General features: G+C 71.4%; 11 protein-coding genes. 1 reads left to right on the top strand and 10 read right to left on the bottom strand.

Features of this window, described 5'->3' with window-relative positions; translation table 11 throughout:
- Nucleotides 1-41: 41 nt before the first annotated feature.
- The 9 genes from IE153_RS11435 to pyrG form a co-directional block, all read right to left on the bottom strand.
- Nucleotides 42-1,160, bottom strand: a complete 1,119-nt coding sequence (locus tag IE153_RS11435; protein ID WP_031106757.1) for a pseudouridine synthase — start codon at nucleotides 1,158-1,160, stop codon at nucleotides 42-44.
- The gene (scpB, locus tag IE153_RS11440) at nucleotides 1,160-1,846 is read right to left on the bottom strand and encodes an SMC-Scp complex subunit ScpB (protein WP_189589598.1); all 687 of its coding nucleotides are present in this window, start codon (nucleotides 1,844-1,846) and stop codon (nucleotides 1,160-1,162) included. The genes IE153_RS11435 and scpB overlap by 1 nt, the downstream gene beginning before the upstream one ends.
- Nucleotides 1,843-2,904, bottom strand: coding sequence for a segregation and condensation protein A (locus IE153_RS11445; RefSeq protein WP_189589639.1), 1,062 nt, complete (start codon nucleotides 2,902-2,904; stop codon nucleotides 1,843-1,845). Before IE153_RS11445 ends, scpB begins: the two co-directional genes overlap by 4 nt.
- Before the next feature lie 450 nt (nucleotides 2,905-3,354).
- A complete protein-coding gene (locus IE153_RS11450) occupies nucleotides 3,355-3,933 on the bottom strand; it encodes a hypothetical protein (protein WP_189589599.1) in 579 nt (192 codons plus the stop codon).
- The gene (locus tag IE153_RS11455) at nucleotides 3,918-5,045 is read right to left on the bottom strand and encodes a ParA family protein (protein WP_078625596.1); all 1,128 of its coding nucleotides are present in this window, start codon (nucleotides 5,043-5,045) and stop codon (nucleotides 3,918-3,920) included. Before IE153_RS11455 ends, IE153_RS11450 begins: the two co-directional genes overlap by 16 nt.
- Before the next feature lie 412 nt (nucleotides 5,046-5,457).
- Nucleotides 5,458-6,582, bottom strand: a complete 1,125-nt coding sequence (gene ald, locus IE153_RS11460; protein ID WP_179878801.1) for an alanine dehydrogenase — start codon at nucleotides 6,580-6,582, stop codon at nucleotides 5,458-5,460.
- A 137-nt stretch (nucleotides 6,583-6,719) separates the two neighbouring features.
- Complete coding sequence (locus tag IE153_RS11465) at nucleotides 6,720-8,759, bottom strand: tetratricopeptide repeat protein (protein WP_189589600.1); 2,040 nt, start codon at nucleotides 8,757-8,759, stop codon at nucleotides 6,720-6,722.
- A 318-nt stretch (nucleotides 8,760-9,077) separates the two neighbouring features.
- Nucleotides 9,078-9,704: an NUDIX domain-containing protein gene (locus IE153_RS11470; protein ID WP_189589601.1), complete on the bottom strand. Its 627-nt coding sequence runs from the start codon at nucleotides 9,702-9,704 to the stop codon at nucleotides 9,078-9,080.
- A gap of 94 nt (nucleotides 9,705-9,798) precedes the next feature.
- On the bottom strand, nucleotides 9,799-11,457 hold the full coding sequence (pyrG, locus tag IE153_RS11475) for a CTP synthase (protein WP_189589640.1): 1,659 nt from the start codon (nucleotides 11,455-11,457) through the stop codon (nucleotides 9,799-9,801).
- Between the two features lie 528 nt (nucleotides 11,458-11,985).
- Between pyrG and IE153_RS11480 the strand changes: the two genes are divergently transcribed.
- Nucleotides 11,986-13,788: a glycoside hydrolase family 15 protein gene (locus tag IE153_RS11480; RefSeq protein WP_189589641.1), complete on the top strand. Its 1,803-nt coding sequence runs from the start codon at nucleotides 11,986-11,988 to the stop codon at nucleotides 13,786-13,788.
- A 192-nt stretch (nucleotides 13,789-13,980) separates the two neighbouring features.
- Here IE153_RS11480 and IE153_RS11485 read toward each other — a convergent pair whose 3' ends face one another.
- Nucleotides 13,981-14,937: an LLM class F420-dependent oxidoreductase gene (locus IE153_RS11485; protein WP_189589602.1), complete on the bottom strand. Its 957-nt coding sequence runs from the start codon at nucleotides 14,935-14,937 to the stop codon at nucleotides 13,981-13,983.
- Between the last annotated feature and the right edge of the window lie 47 nt (nucleotides 14,938-14,984).

A 14,984-nucleotide genomic window follows, 5' to 3' on the forward strand; every position in this document is an offset into this window, starting at 1 on the left:
GGGGTGCGGGTCGCTCACAAGCCCTCGGAGAGGTCCGGCCTCTAGAGGTCGACCTCCTGCATCAGCATGCCGACCTCCGTGTTGGACAGCCGCCGCAGCCAGCCCGACTTCTGGTCGCCCAGGGTGATCGGCCCGAAGGAGACCCGGACCAGCTTGTCGACCGGGAAACCGGCCTCCGCGAGCATCCGGCGCACGATGTGCTTGCGGCCCTCGTGGAGGGTGACCTCGACGAGGTAGTTCTTGCCGGTCTGCTGGACGACCCGGAAGTGGTCCGCGCGGGCGTAGCCGTCCTCCAGCTGGATGCCGTCCTTGAGCTGCTTGCCCAGGTCACGCGGGATGGGCCCGACGATGTGCGCGAGGTAGGTCTTCTTCACGCCGTACTTCGGGTGGGTCAGCCGGTGGGCCAGCTCGCCGTGGTTGGTGAGCAGGATGACGCCCTCGGTCTCGGTGTCGAGCCGGCCGACGTGGAAGAGCCGCGTCTCACGGTTGGTGACGTAGTCACCGAGGCACTGCCGGCCCTCCGGGTCCTCCATGGTGGACACGACACCGGCGGGCTTGTTGAGCGAGAAGAACTGGTAGCTCTGTGTGGCGACGGTCAGGCCGTCGACCTTGATCTCGTCCTTCTCCGGGTCGACACGCCGCCCCTGCTCCAGGACGATCTCGCCGTTGATCTCGACGCGGGCCTGCTCGATCAGCTCCTCACAGGAGCGCCGGGAGCCGAAGCCCGCGCGGGCGAGGACCTTCTGCAGCCGCTCGCCCTCCTGCTCGGCGCCGGGGAAGGTCTTCGGGAGCTTGACCTCCTTCTTCCCGGCGTACCGGTCGCGGTTGCGCTCCTCGATCTGCGCCTCGTACTCACGGGGGCGCGCCGGGGCCGTGCGCCCCGGCTTCTGGGGCTGCTTGGGGCCGCCCTTGGCGCCACCGCGGGCCGCGCCGCCACGCCCGGCCTTGGGGCCGTCCTTGGTCGCCCCGGGGCCCACGTCGTAGCGGCGCTCCTCCGGGCGCGGCTTCTTCGGACGGCCACTGCCCTGCTTGTCGTCGCGGTTGTTGCCGGCGCCGCGGAAGTTGCCGCGACCACCACCACTCCCGCCGCGGCCGCCGCTGTTGCCACCACGGCTCCCGCCGTTGTTTCCGCTGCTGTTCCTGCCGCTGCTGCTTCGCATCAAAGTTCCGTCTGGTCGTCTTCGTCGTGGGTCCCCGGGCTCACCGGGCTGCCCGGCACGTCGTCGTCAGGCGCGTCCGGGTCGAACGACGGTACGCCTTCCTGGGTCTCGGCCTCGATCGCCTCCGCCTCCGGGAGGAAGGGCGCGAGCTCCGGGAGCTCGTCCAGACCGCGCAGGCCCATCCGCTCCAGGAAGTAGTTCGTCGTCCTGTACAGGATCGCACCTGTTTCGGGTTCCGTGCCCGCCTCCTCTATCAGACCGCGCTGGAGGAGGGTGCGCATGACACCGTCGCAGTTGACTCCGCGGACGGCCGAGACCCGGCTGCGGCTGACCGGCTGCCGGTAGGCGACGACCGCCAGGGTCTCCAGGGCGGCCTGGGTGAGGCGGGCCTGCTGGCCGTCCAGGACGAAGCGCTCGACGGCCGGGGCGTAGGCGGCCCGCGTGTAGAAGCGCCAGCCGTTCGCGACGTACCGCAGCTCGAAACCGCGGCCCTGGACGGTGTACTCGTCGGCCAGCTCGCGCAGGGCGTCGGCGATCTGCCGCTTCGGCCGCTCCAGTATCTTCGCGAGGTGCTCCTCGGTCGCGGGCTCGTCCACGACCATGAGGACGGCCTCCAGGGCCGGTTTCAGATCGAGGTCGGCGACGGTACGCGGACCGGCCGGCAGGTCGGTCGTCAGCTCGCTCACGCCTTCTTCTCCTCCTTCGGCGGCTCGGGCGGCCGGTCGAACTCGTCGGTCACGGTCGGGGTCTCGTCCCCGTCCCCGCCGGTCCACCGCACGAGCAGGTCCCCGAGCGGGGTCTCCTGCTCCAGCGCGACGGCCTTCTCGCGGTACAGCTCCAGCAGGGCGAGGAACCTCGCCACGACGGTCAGGGTGTCGTCGGTGTCCGCCACGAGGTCCCGGAAGCCGGCCTCGCCGAGCTCCCTGAGCCGGGCCACGACGATCTGCGCCTGCTCCTGCACGCTGACCAGCGGGGCGTGGATGTGGTCCACGTAGACCTGCGGCTTGGGCCGCGGCTGCATCGCCTTCACGGCGAGCTTGGCGAATCCTTCCGCCCCGATGCTGATGACGACGTCGGGCAGCAGCTCGGCGTGGTGCGCTTCGAGGCCGACGGTACGGGGGTAGCGCCGGGCCTCGTCGTCGAGCCGCCCGCTGAAGATGTCGGCGATCTGCTTGTAGGCGCGGTACTGCAGCAGCCGGGCGAACAACAGGTCCCGTGCTTCGAGCAGCGCGAGATCGCCCTCGTCCTCGACCTCGGCGGCGGGCAGCAGCCGCGCGGCCTTCAGATCGAGCAGGGTGGCGGCGACGACCAGGAACTCGGTCGTCTCGTCCAGGTCCCAGTCCGGCCCCATCGCCCGGATGTGGGCCATGAACTCGTCGGTCACCTTCGACAGCGCGACCTCGGTGACGTCCATCTTGTGCCGCGAGATCAACTGCAACAGCAGATCGAAGGGCCCCTCGAAGTTCGCGAGCCGAACCTTGAAGACCCCGTCGTCAACCGACGCGTCGGTGTTACCGGCAGGGGGCATGGGGCTCGGGGCGGATGCGGAAGACCCCTCGGACACGGTCACCACATCGGCGGCCCGCGCCTCGGCACCACTCCCGCTCGCCTCCCCCACGACCACAGTCCCGGCCGCGTCCGCAGGCGGCGCGACGGGCCCGGCCGGGTCCGCAGGCGGCGCCACCGGCCCGGCCGCGTCCGCGGTCGGCTCGATGGGTTCGACCACGTCCGCAGGCAGCGCCATGGGCCCGGCGGCCTCCGCAGGCAGTGCCATGGGCCCGGCCGTGTCCACCGGCCCGGGGGCCGTGGCCTTCAGGGATCCGGCCCGCTCGGTCACGGGCCCGGAGCTGTGGGGCGAGGAACCCGGCTCGGCCACCGGAGCAGCGAGCCCCGCGGGCGCGACGCTCTCACCCGCGGGCGACGCCCCGTACGGGACCGTCTCCGCCCGCGGCTCGACCGGCGAAGCCGTCCCGTCACCATCCACGGAGGGCCCGGGCGACTCGGCCGCCTCGGTCCCGGTCCGCTCGACCGGCAGAGCAGCGGGGCCGGCTTCCTCCGGTGAGGTGGGCGGCTCGGCCTCGCTCGGCTCAGCCGACGGAGCCTCCGGCCCCCTCCCCAGCGCACGCCGGCGGCCGGCCGGGCCGCCGGGGGGAGGTGGGGAAGCGTTCGAGGTCATGGCCCCCGCAGGCTACCGCTACCGCCCGCGCAGTCGTCGTACCAGGATGCTGGCGTCTCCGCGCGACTCCAGGTCGGCGAGGACCACCGCGACCGCCTCGCGGACGATGCGTCCGCGGTCCACGGCCAGGCCGTGCTCGCCGCGGAGCACCAGACGGGCGTGCTCGAGGTCCATGAGTTCCTCGGCCGACACGTACACCGTGATCTTCTCGTCGTGCCGCTCACGGCCGCTCGGGCGGCGCGAGGGACTCCGACCGCGCTTGCGGGGCCCGGCCCCTGCGGCAGAACCTTCCTGCGCCGTCTGCTGACGGGCGGAGCCGGAGCGCTCGGCGGCCGCGGAACGGCTGTGGGCCTCCCCGGCCTCGGCCGGCTCCGCGTCCGCCGCGACGTGCTCCGGACCCTCACCGTCACCGCCCTGCGCGGGCACCGACTGCGGCGCGTCCTCCGCGGCCGCGGCCGCCGCGTCGCCCTCCCCCGCCGGAGCGGGCACCCGGGCGTCGCCGTTGGCCTGACGCCTGGGCTGGGACGACTGAAGCGCCATCCCCCCTGTCGTACGGAAGAGTTCGTCGGCCCCCGGCAGACTCACTCGGCGTGACACCGGGCGAGCACCTCCCTGGCGAGCTGGCGATAGGCGGCGGCACCGACGGAGTTGGAGGCGTACGTGGTGATCGGCTCACCGGCGACCGTGGTCTCCGGGAAGCGGACCGTGCGCCCGATGACCGTGTGGTAGACGTGGTCGTCGAACGCCTCGACCACACGCGCGAGCACCTCACGGCTGTGCACCGTGCGCGAGTCGTACATCGTGGCGAGGATGCCGTCGAGCTCCAGCTCCGGGTTGAGCCGTTCCTGGACCTTCTCGATGGTCTCCGTCAGCAGGGCCACACCACGCAGCGCGAAGAACTCGCACTCCAGAGGCACTATCACCTTGTGCGCGGCCGTCAGGGCGTTCACCGTGAGCAGGCCGAGCGAGGGTTGGCAGTCGATGACGATGAAGTCGTAGTCGGGCAGCAGCGGCTTCAGGGCGCGCTGCAGCGTCGACTCACGGGCGACCTCGGAGACGAGCTGGACCTCGGCCGCCGACAGGTCGATGTTGCTGGGCAGCAGGTCCATGTTGGGGACCGCCGTCTTCAACAGCACCTCGTCGGCCGCCATCCCCCGCTCCATGAGCAGGTTGTAGACGGTGAGGTCGAGCTCCATCGGGTTGACACCGAGTCCGACCGACAGCGCGCCCTGCGGGTCGAAGTCCACGAGCAGGACCCGGCGTCCGTACTCCGCGAGCGCGGCACCCAGGTTGATGGTCGACGTGGTCTTGCCGACGCCGCCCTTCTGGTTGCACATCGCGATGATCTTCGCGGGTCCGTGCTCGGGCAGCGGGCCCGGGATCGGGAAGTACGGCAGCGGACGCCCGGTCGGGCCGACGCGCTCGCGGCGCTGTCTGGCCGCGTCGGGCGCGAGAGTGGCCGCGTACTCGGGATCGGGCTCGTACTCCGCGTCGGGGTCGTAGAAGTGCCCCTCGGGCAGTTCGTCGTAGTCGGCGAAGTGGTTGTGGGGCGCGCCACTTCCGTCGCCGGCCATGGCGTTCACGTGATGGCCATCCATCTTCTGGTGTGCTGTGTGAGTCGCCTGCTGACTCTGGTGGGCTGCGAAGGTGCGCACAGCGACGGAGCCGACAGCCGCGAATCCCGCGGGCTCCTGGTCCCGTGCAGGCATTCCTGGTTGGCCACCCCCGGGAGTAAATGTCGACTCATTCACAAGTCGTCTTACCTCCTTGGTGACCAGGAAACTTCTAGACAGGTCAGCGTGGCACCATGCCGACAGCTGGCGACTCTATGGCGTGTCGGGCGTCCGCAGCAACACAATCCGCCGGACCCGGCCCGATGTGTCGGCAATGAAACATCCCGCTGTCAAGGGCGTACGGCCGTCGCACGGCAGGTTTCACCGGTGTGCGAATCGGTTGAAGGGTTACGTTCGAGGCGAGTTGCGCGAGAATCGCGAAGTGACCATACACACATCCGGCCGGACCTTGTCGGCAAGGTCCGGCCGGGTGCGCGGCGTTGACGACCGGGGTTGACGTATCGCCTTTGCCGGTTGGTCACTTAGCCGACTTTGCGGCTGTGGGGGCTCAGCCGAGCAGCGAGGTCAGCTCCACGTGCTCCACGCCGTGCGCCTCGGCGACCTCGCGGTAAACGACCTTGCCGTCATGCGTGTTGAGGCCCTTGGCCAGCGCCGGGTCGCGGCGCAGCGCGTCCGCCCAGCCGTGGTTGGCCAGCTCGACGATGTACGGCAGCGTCGCGTTGGTCAGCGCGTAGGTGGAGGTGTTCGGCACCGCGCCGGGCATGTTGGCGACGCAGTAGAAGACCGAGTTGTGGACTCGGAAGGCCGGCTCGGCGTGGGTGGTCGGGCGGGAGTCCTCGAAGCAGCCGCCCTGGTCGATCGCGATGTCGACAAGGACACTTCCGGGCTTCATCCGCGAGACGAGCTCATTGGTGACCAGCTTCGGGGCCTTGGCGCCCGGGATCAGCACGGCGCCGATGACGAGGTCGGCCTCCAGGCAGGCCTTCTCCAGCTCGAAGGCGTTGGAGACGACGGTCTGGATCTTCGTGCCGAAGACCTTGTCCGCCTCGCGGAGCTTGTTGATGTCCTTGTCGAGCAGGGTCACGTGGAAGCCCATGCCGATGGCGATCTGCGCGGCGTTCCAGCCGGAGACACCGCCGCCGATCACGACGGCGCGGCCGGCCAGCACGCCGGGGACGCCGCCGGGCAGCACACCCCGGCCACCGTTGGCGCGCATCAGGTGGTAGGCGCCGACCTGCGGGGCCAGCCGGCCCGCGACCTCGGACATCGGGGCGAGCAGCGGCAGCGCGCGGCTGGGCAGCTCGACGGTCTCGTAGGCGATGGCGGTGGTGCCGGACTCCAGCAGGGCGTCCGTGCACTCCTTGGAGGCGGCCAGGTGCAGGTAGGTGAAGAGCGTCTGGTCCTTGCGGAGGCGGTGGTACTCCTCGGCGATGGGCTCCTTGACCTTCAGCAGCAGGTCGGCGGTGGCCCACACCTCGTCGGCGGTGTCCAGGATCCGCCCGCCGGCGGCGACGTACTCCTCGTTCGTGATCGAGGAGCCGACGCCGGCGTCGCGCTCGATGACGACCTGGTGGCCATGGCGCACCAGCTCGTGCACGCCGGCGGGGGTGATGGCCACCCGGAACTCGTTGTTCTTGACCTCGCGGGGGATGCCGACCTTCACGTCGATCACGGTCCTTGGCTCAGAGGGTATGGGGGTCTTACTAAGACATACCCGGGCACGCACGGGCACACCGGGAGAGACCGCAGGAGAACGTGCGGCAGAGCCAGTCTAATGAAGGTGTTCTCGCTGTCTAGCCTTTCATTGCATCAATCTTCGACTGATGCGGTACGGATTTCGCAGGCGTCAGGGTCATTTTGAAGGTTTGAGTCGCCGAGAATCCGCTCGGCGGCGCCCCGGTGCAGCGCTGCCGAGGCAGGGTCACCGAGGTGTTCGAGGGTGTCGGCGACCCGCAGGTGCAGGGCCGCCTGCAACCGCGGATCCTCCGCGCGCCGGGCCCACTCCACGGCCTCCCGGCAGGTGCGCAGCGACTCCTCCGGGCGGCCCGCGTACTCCTGGACCCGTGCCAGCTCGCTCAGGGCCCGCGCCTGGGCGGCCAGGTCGCCGTTCTTGCGGTGTCCGGCGATCGCCGCGCGCCAGTTCCGCATGGCTTCGCCGTAGCGGCCGGCGAAGGTGTGGGCGGCGGCGATCCGCCCGTAGAGCCGGGCGGCCTCCGCGCGCTCGTCCCGGGCGAGCCGCTCGACCAGGGCGCGCCCGAACCAGTCGGCGGCCCGGTCGAAGTCGCCGAGGTCCAGGTGCGCGCCGCCTACGGATTCCATCGCGCGGCCGGTCGCGTAGGGGTCGTTCACCTCGCGCCCGGCGTCCAGCGCGGCGCGGTAGCGCGTCAGCGCGTCGGCCGTTCGGCCGGTGCGGGCGTCGAGGTCGCCAAGGTTCAGCAGGGCGGCGGCGCGCTCGCGGGGCAGGTTCCGGCGCTCGGCGATGCCGAGGACCATACGGTGGATGTCATAGAGGTCGGGCGCGGCGGCCTGGGTGCCGATGTGCGCCGCCATCGCCCGGACCAGCTGGGACATGAGCCGTCGTGCCAGGGTGTCGAGCTCGCCGTCGGCGACCGCGAGCCGGGCCGAGGCCAGCAGGGCGGGCCGGGTCAGGCGCAGCCAGTCGGCGGCGGCCCGCGGGGTGGGGAAGCGCAGGGCGCGCGGCATGTCGAGGAGTTTCTGGCGGGCCTGGGGGCTGTCGGTCTCGGTGATGGCCCGGCAGGCCTGGAGCAGCCGCACGGTCCGCTCCAGCATGCGGGCGCGGGCCAGCTGGAGCTCGGCGGGGCGTTCGTGGTGCTCGGCGAGGATCCGCAGCTGCGGGTGCAGGCAGCCGGGCACCTCGTACTGCGGCAGCGGGGAGTCCACCGCGTGCAGGAAGCCCAGGGCGACGAAGTCGTCGAGGAGGGTGCGGGCGCTGCCGACCGAGGACCCGACGAGGGCGGAGGCCGTCTGCGGGTCGACCAGCCCGGCCGGGGCGAGGGCGAGCAGGCGCAGCATCCGGGCCGCGGTCGCGGGCAGGGCGGCGTGGGCGAGCCGGAAGACCCGGGTCAGGGCGGTGCCCTCGGTGTCCTCGGCGCGCAGCTGCTTGGCGAGGTCGGAGACGGCGGCCTTGGGGCGGGCCGCGAGCCAGCCACCCGCCAGCATCAGCGCGGCGGGCTGCCCCTGGCACTCCTCGGCGAGGCCCTCGGCGGCCCGGGGGTCGACGGTGATGCGGACCGAGCCGGTGTGACGGGTCAGCAGCTCCACCCCGGACTTGGCGTCCAGACCGCCCAGGGTGCAGGGGCGGACGTCGGAGATGCCGGTCAGCGGGCCTTCGGAGACCGCGACGACGAGGCAGTCCGGTGTGTCGGGCAGCAGGGCGTCGACCTGCTCGGCATCGGCCGCGTCGTCCAGCAGGAGCAGGACCCGGCGGTCGGCCAGGGAGGTGCGCAGGGCGTCGGTGAGGTCGTCCTCGCAGGCCCCGGCCGGTGCCTGCTCGTCCAGGACGGTGAGGAGGTCCCGGGCAGCGCGTCCGACGGGGACGGGGGTGCCGTCGGGTTCGGTGAGGCTTGCGCGCAGTACCCCGTCGGGGTAACGGTCCGCGACCTGCCGGACGAGTTCCTCGGCGAGTGCGGTGCGGCCCGAGCCGGGCCGGCCGGCGATGAGCAGCACGCGCGCGCGGGGGGCTTTGCGGCCGGCCAGGGTGTCCAGTCCGGCACGCTCGATGTCGGCGCGCAGTTCCTTCAACTCCCGTGTGCGGCCCAGGAACTCGATCTCCCCGGCAGTGCGCCCGGTCGGCCGCACGTCGCCTGTCTCCACGACCTGATCCGTCACGGGCCACACTCCCGTCCCACCGCACACGCGAGCCCGCCGGGACTCCGGTTCGGGCGTGCCACAGAGCCTAGTTCACGCTCTGCAACGTCCCGGGTGGAGCACGGCGGGCGGGACGACCAGTTCCCCCGATCGGATCAGCAGATCGTAGGACCGACAGCGGGAGGTCGCGCCCCGAAAGGGGCGCGGGGCTGTGCCTGATCTGCGGCTCCGCCGCGTGGGCGCGACCGGCCACGACGACGCCGCACACGACGGACGACCGTCGCGGCACCCACCCCTCGCACCGCCCCGAGCGGAGCGCCTACGCCTCGAACGGAGCGCCTACGCCTCGAACGGACGCGCCGGCCAGGGCGCCTGTGCCGGACGCAGGGCGTCCAGGCCGTCGCCATCGCGCGCGGCGACCAGGGACAGCACGCCCACGACGAGGCAGTTGTTGTGGAGCTCGCCGGCCAGGACACCCCGGACGAGGTCCGCCACCGGCGCCCGGTCGAGTTCCATGTCCGCCTCTTCCTCCTCGACCGCGAAGCGTTCGCCCTCGGCCTCGGACAGATCGCGCGCGAGGAAGATCCGGACGGCCTCGTCGCAGCCGCCGGGCGTGGTGTAGACGTCGGTCAGCACCCGCCAGTCCTCGGCCTTGACGTGCGCCTCCTCGTACAGCTCGCGCTGCGCGGCGTGCAGCGGGTTCTCGCCGGGGACGTCGAGCAGTCCGGCCGGGATCTCCCACAGCTTGTGGCGGACGGGGTGGCGGTACTGGCGCAGGACCAGCACACGGTCGGCCTCGTCGAGGGCGAGGACGGCCACGGAGCCGGGGTGGACCTGGTAGTCCCGGCCGACCACCGTGCCGTCGGGCATGACCACGTCGTCGGTGCGCACGGAGGTCTTGTTGCCCGTGAAGGGGGTCTCCGTCGCCCGGATCTCCCACTCCTCCGGGGTGTCCTTGATCGTCATGCCTGTCCTTCCACGTGCCGCGCGACCTGCCGAAACGAAACCGGGGTGCACACCCTTTGAAGGGATGCACCCCGGCCACCGTACAACTGGTGTGTTACTTCGAAGTCTTCCGCTCGACCGAGGCCTTGACGAGCCCGGCGAACAGCGGGTGCGGACGCGTCGGCCGGGAGCGCAGCTCCGGGTGGGCCTGCGTGGCGACCAGGTACGGGTGGACGTCGCGCGGATACTCGACGTACTCGACGAGCTTGCCGTCCGGGGAGGTGCCGGAGAACTGGATGCCCGCCGTCTTCTCCAGCTCGGCACGGTAGGCGTTGTTCACCTCGTAGCGGTGCCGGTGGCGCTCCTCGACGTACTCCTTGCCGTCGTACACCTCGCGCACGATCGAGCCCTCGGCCAGCTTCGCCGGATACATGCCGAGCCGCATGGTGCCGCCCATGTCACCCTCACCGGCGACGATGTCGAGCTGCTCCGCCATGGTGGAGATGACGGGGTGGCCGGTGGCCGGGTCGAACTCGGTGGAGTTGGCGTCGGTGATGTCGGCCAGGTTGCGCGCGGCCTCGATCACGATGCACTGCAGGCCGAGACAGAGGCCGAGCAGCGGGATCTTGTTCTCGCGGGCGTACTTGATCGCGCCGACCTTGCCGAGCACGCCGCGGTCGCCGAAGCCGCCGGGGATGCAGATGCCGTCGACGTCGCCGAGCTGCTGGGCCGCGCCCGCCGGGGTCTTGCAGTCGTCGGAGGTGACCCACTTGATCTTGACGCGGGCCTTGTTGGCGAAGCCGCCGGCGCGCAGCGCCTCGGTGACCGACAGGTAGGCGTCGGGCAGGTCGATGTACTTGCCGACCAGGGCGAGGGTGATCTCGTGGTCGGGGTTGTGGACGCGGTCGAGCAGGTCGTCCCAGGTCGTCCAGTCCACGTCGCGGAACGGCAGGTCCAGCTTGCGGACGACGTAGGCGTCCAGGCCCTCGCCGTGCACGGTCTTCGGGATGTCGTAGATCGAGCGGGCGTCGGGGCAGGCCACGACGGCGGCCTCGTCGACGTCGCACATCAGCGAGATCTTCCGCTTGATAGCGGTGGGCACCTCGCGGTCGCAGCGCAGCACGATCGCGTCCGGCTGGATACCGATGTTGCGCAGGGCCGCAACCGAGTGCTGGGTGGGCTTCGTCTTCAACTCACCCGAGGGGCCGATGTACGGCAGGAGCGAGATATGGACGACGAAGACGTTGTCACGGCCGACCTCGTGACGGACCTGCCGGACGGTCTCCAGGAACGGCAGCGACTCGATGTCGCCGACCGTGCCGCCGACCTCGGTGATCACGACGTCGACCTCGTCCGTCGCCATGCGGCGGATGCGGTGCTTGATCTCGTTGGTGATGTGCGGGATGACCTGCACGGTGTCACCCAGGTACTCGCCGCGCCGCTCCTTGGCGATCACGGTGTTGTACACCTGACCTGTGGTGACGTTGGCGGAACCGTCGAGGTCGCGGTCGAGGAAACGCTCGTAGTGGCCGATGTCCAGGTCGGTCTCGGCGCCGTCGTTCGTGACGAACACCTCACCGTGCTGGAAGGGGTTCATCGTGCCGGGGTCGACGTTCAGGTACGGGTCGAGCTTCTGCATCACGACGCGCAGACCGCGGGCCTTGAGCAGCATGCCGAGGCTGGAGGCCGTCAGGCCTTTGCCGAGCGAGGAGGCGACACCCCCGGTGACGAAGATGTGCTTGGTCGTCGAATTACGAAAAGCGGCGGGCGGCATGGCCAAGACGGGGCTCCCGTGGTCGCGGTCTGGGGGTGCGGTGCGGCTGCCTGCCGGAAAACTCCGGGGCGCCGTCGCTGCGGTTCGGGGGTTCCCTGTCGGGAAGGGGCCCACCGGTCCACGGGCTACCAGCGTATCAGCGCCGCGGGGCGACGGCTTCCGGCCACGCTCCGCACACATCCCGACACGGAGACGATCACCGTCACCGGTCCCTCACCCCTTGCTCACTCGTTCGGCGTACCCACCTTGCCTGGACGGGCACCCGGATCATCTGCGTGCGTCGTATCCTGCTCGGACACTCGCTGCCGAGCCCGTCCGGCCCAACGGCACCACCCCCCGCCCGTAAGCACCGGAACAACGTGAGCTCGTCGGTTCGTTGAGCAACAATTGGCGCTTTGCATCACGGCTGAGTGACCTGTTTTGCTTCATCGCTCAATGACGCAACGCAAGACCTGCTGAAACCCCCCCTTGACCGCACTAGCGACAGCCCCCTCGTGGGGTGACGTGGCCGTTCGACTGGAGTTGCACGTGGCCGGGCGCATCGAAGACTACGCACTCATCGGAGACATGCAGACCGCCGCTCTGGTCTGCCGGGACGGCACAGTCGACTGGCTGTGCCTGCCCCGCTTCGACTCGCACGCCATCTTCGCCGGCCTGCTGGGCACCGAGGAGCACGGATTCTGGCGGCTGGGCCCCGCGTACGCCTCCGACCAGCAGCCACCCACCGCCGCGCGACGCAGCTACCGGGGCGACTCGCTGATCCTTGAGTCCGAGTGGGACACCCAGCGGGGCACGGTCCGGGTGACGGACTTCATGCCGCCGCGTGACGGCGCCCCGCAGCTGATCCGGATCGTGGAGGGCGTCTCGGGCCGGGTGCCGATGCGCTCGGCGCTCAGGATGCGGTTCTCCTACGGGCGGGTGGTGCCGTGGGTGCACAAGCACGAGGGGCGCACGGTCGCCGTGGCGGGCCCCGACTCCGTGTGGTTCGACACATACGCGGAGACCTACGGCAAGTCGCTGACGACCTACGCGGACTTCACGGTCGCGCCGGGTGACCGGATCGCGTTCACGATCTCCTGGGAGCCCTCGCACAAGGAGCCGCCGCCGCTGCCGGAGCCGGAGCAGTCGCTGGAGGCGACGGAGGACTTCTGGCGCGAGTGGGTCGACCACTGTACGTACCACGGCCCCTACCGGGAGGCCGTGGTCCGCTCGCTGATCACGCTGAAGGCCCTGACGTACGCCCCGACCGGCGGCATCGTCGCCGCGCCGACCACCTCCCTGCCGGAAGACATCGGCGGCGTCCGCAACTGGGACTACCGCTACACCTGGCTGCGCGACGCGGCGATCACGCTGTCCTCGCTGCTGCGCACCGGCTACCGCGAGGAGGCCCGCGCCTGGCGCGAGTGGCTGCTGCGGGCGGTGGCCGGCGACCCGGAGAACCTGCAGATCATGTACGGCATCGCCGGCGAGCGCGAGCTCGGCGAGGCGGAGCTGGACTGGCTGCCGGGCTACGAGAACTCCGGCCCGGTCCGGGTCGGCAACGGCGCGGCCCACCAGCTCCAGCTGGACGTGTACGGCGAAGTCACCGAGGCCCTGCACCTGGCCCACATGACGGGCCTCGCACGCAACGACTACGCCTCGCTGCTCCAGCTGAAGCTGATCCGCTACCTGGAGGACCACTGGCAGGAGCCGGACGAGGGCATCTGGGAGGTGCGCGGCCCGCGCCGCCACTTCGTGCACTCCAAGGTGATGGCCTGGGTCGCGGTCGACCGCACGATCAAGCTGATCGAGTCCGGTGACGCGGACGGCCCGCTGGAGCGCTGGCGCGAGCTGCGCGACGACATCCACCGGGACGTGTGCGAGCGGGGCTACGACAAGGAGCGCAACACCTTCACCCAGTCGTACGGCTCGAAGGAGCTGGACGCCTCCCTGCTGCTGATCCCGCAGATGGGCTTCCTGCCGCCGGACGACAAGCGGGTCATCGGCACGATCGAGGCGATCCAGCGTGAGCTGTCCACGTCGGACGGCTTCATCCTGCGCTACCCGACCACCAGCGGCGACGAGAACGTCGACGGTCTGCCCGGCGACGAGGGCGCGTTCCTGGCCTGCTCGTTCTGGATGGCCGACGACCTGGCGATGATCGGCCGCGTGGACGAGGCCCGCAAGCTGTTCGAGAAGCTGCTGTCCCTGCGCAACGACCTCGGTCTGCTGGCCGAGGAGTGGGACCCACGCCTGCAGCGCCAGGTGGGCAACTTCCCGCAGGCCTTCAGCCATGTGCCGCTCATCGACACGGCTCTGCGTCTGACGGCTTCGGGCGCGTACGGCGGCTGAGCGGGGCGGCCCGCGGAGGGCCGGGGCCTCACTCCGTCCCCTCGCCGGTGTGGCACGCCGGTCTTCGCAGGGGTCTCACCGCGGCCCTCGCGGGGCCCCCGCCTCACTGCGGCCTTCATCGCGGGCCGCACTCCGGCCCTGGCAGGTGTGCCACTCCGGCCCTCGCGGGGCCTCGCCATGGCCTCGCGGGCCTCACTCCGGCCTGAGGGCCGTGAGCGTGCGTTCCCCCGCCGGATCCCCGGCCGTGGCCGGAACGAGGGCTATCTCGTCGAGTCCGGCCTCGGCGTAGGCGGCGATGCGGACGCGGACGGTGTCCGTGTCGCCGACGAGGGCGACCGTGCCGGCGGCCTCGGGTGGCAGGGCCCGCAGCAGGGTGTCGGCGTCGGCGCCCTTGGCGGCCAGCTCGACGACCTCGGCGAACCCCGCGTCGACGAACATGTCGCTGTAGCCCGGCACGGCGAGATAGCCGACGACGCTGCGCAGAACCTGGGTGAGCGACTCCGGCTCCGGGTCCACGGCGGCGGGCAGCCAGGCGGCCAGCTTCGGCGGCGTGCGGCCCACCTTCTCGGCGGCGGCGAGCATCCGCTCCCGCAGCATCCGGACCTGCTCGGGCGAGACGATGTCGAGCAGCATCCGGTCGGCGTGCGCGACGGCCGCGGCGACCGCCTTCTCCCCGAACGCGGCGACGGTGACCGTGCCTCCGGGCGGCGGCAGCCGGCGCGGAAAGCCGCTGCCGGGCACGATCGGCTCGCCGGGCGTGCCGTGCATCAGCGCCCGTACGGTCGCCGCCGACTCCGCGAGGGCGGCGGCGGGCCGGGTGCGCGGCCGGCCGTGCACGCCCTCGACGACGCGTTTGCTGGAGGTGCCCAGGGCCACGCCGACGGGCCGGCCGGTGACGGCCGCGGTGGAGGCGGCGCCCCGGACGATGGTCAGCGGGTCGCGCACCGACACCGGCACGGGCCCGGCGGTCAGCGCGACCCGCTCGGTGGCGGCGCCGATCGCCGTCGCCAGGACGAACGAGTCCCACGTGGGTCCCTCGCCCGCCCACACCTCCCGGTACCCGAGCCGGTCGGCGAGCACCGCGACCCGCAGCGGCTCCTCGACCGGACCGTCGTCCTCCCGCCCCACCGCGACCACACTCATGTCCATGGGGGCGCCCGTACCCGGTCGAGCACGCGGTATTCCGGGGAGATCCA

It is taken from the genome of Streptomyces massasporeus, assembly GCF_014648995.1.
Lineage (GTDB): Bacteria > Actinomycetota > Actinomycetes > Streptomycetales > Streptomycetaceae > Streptomyces > Streptomyces massasporeus.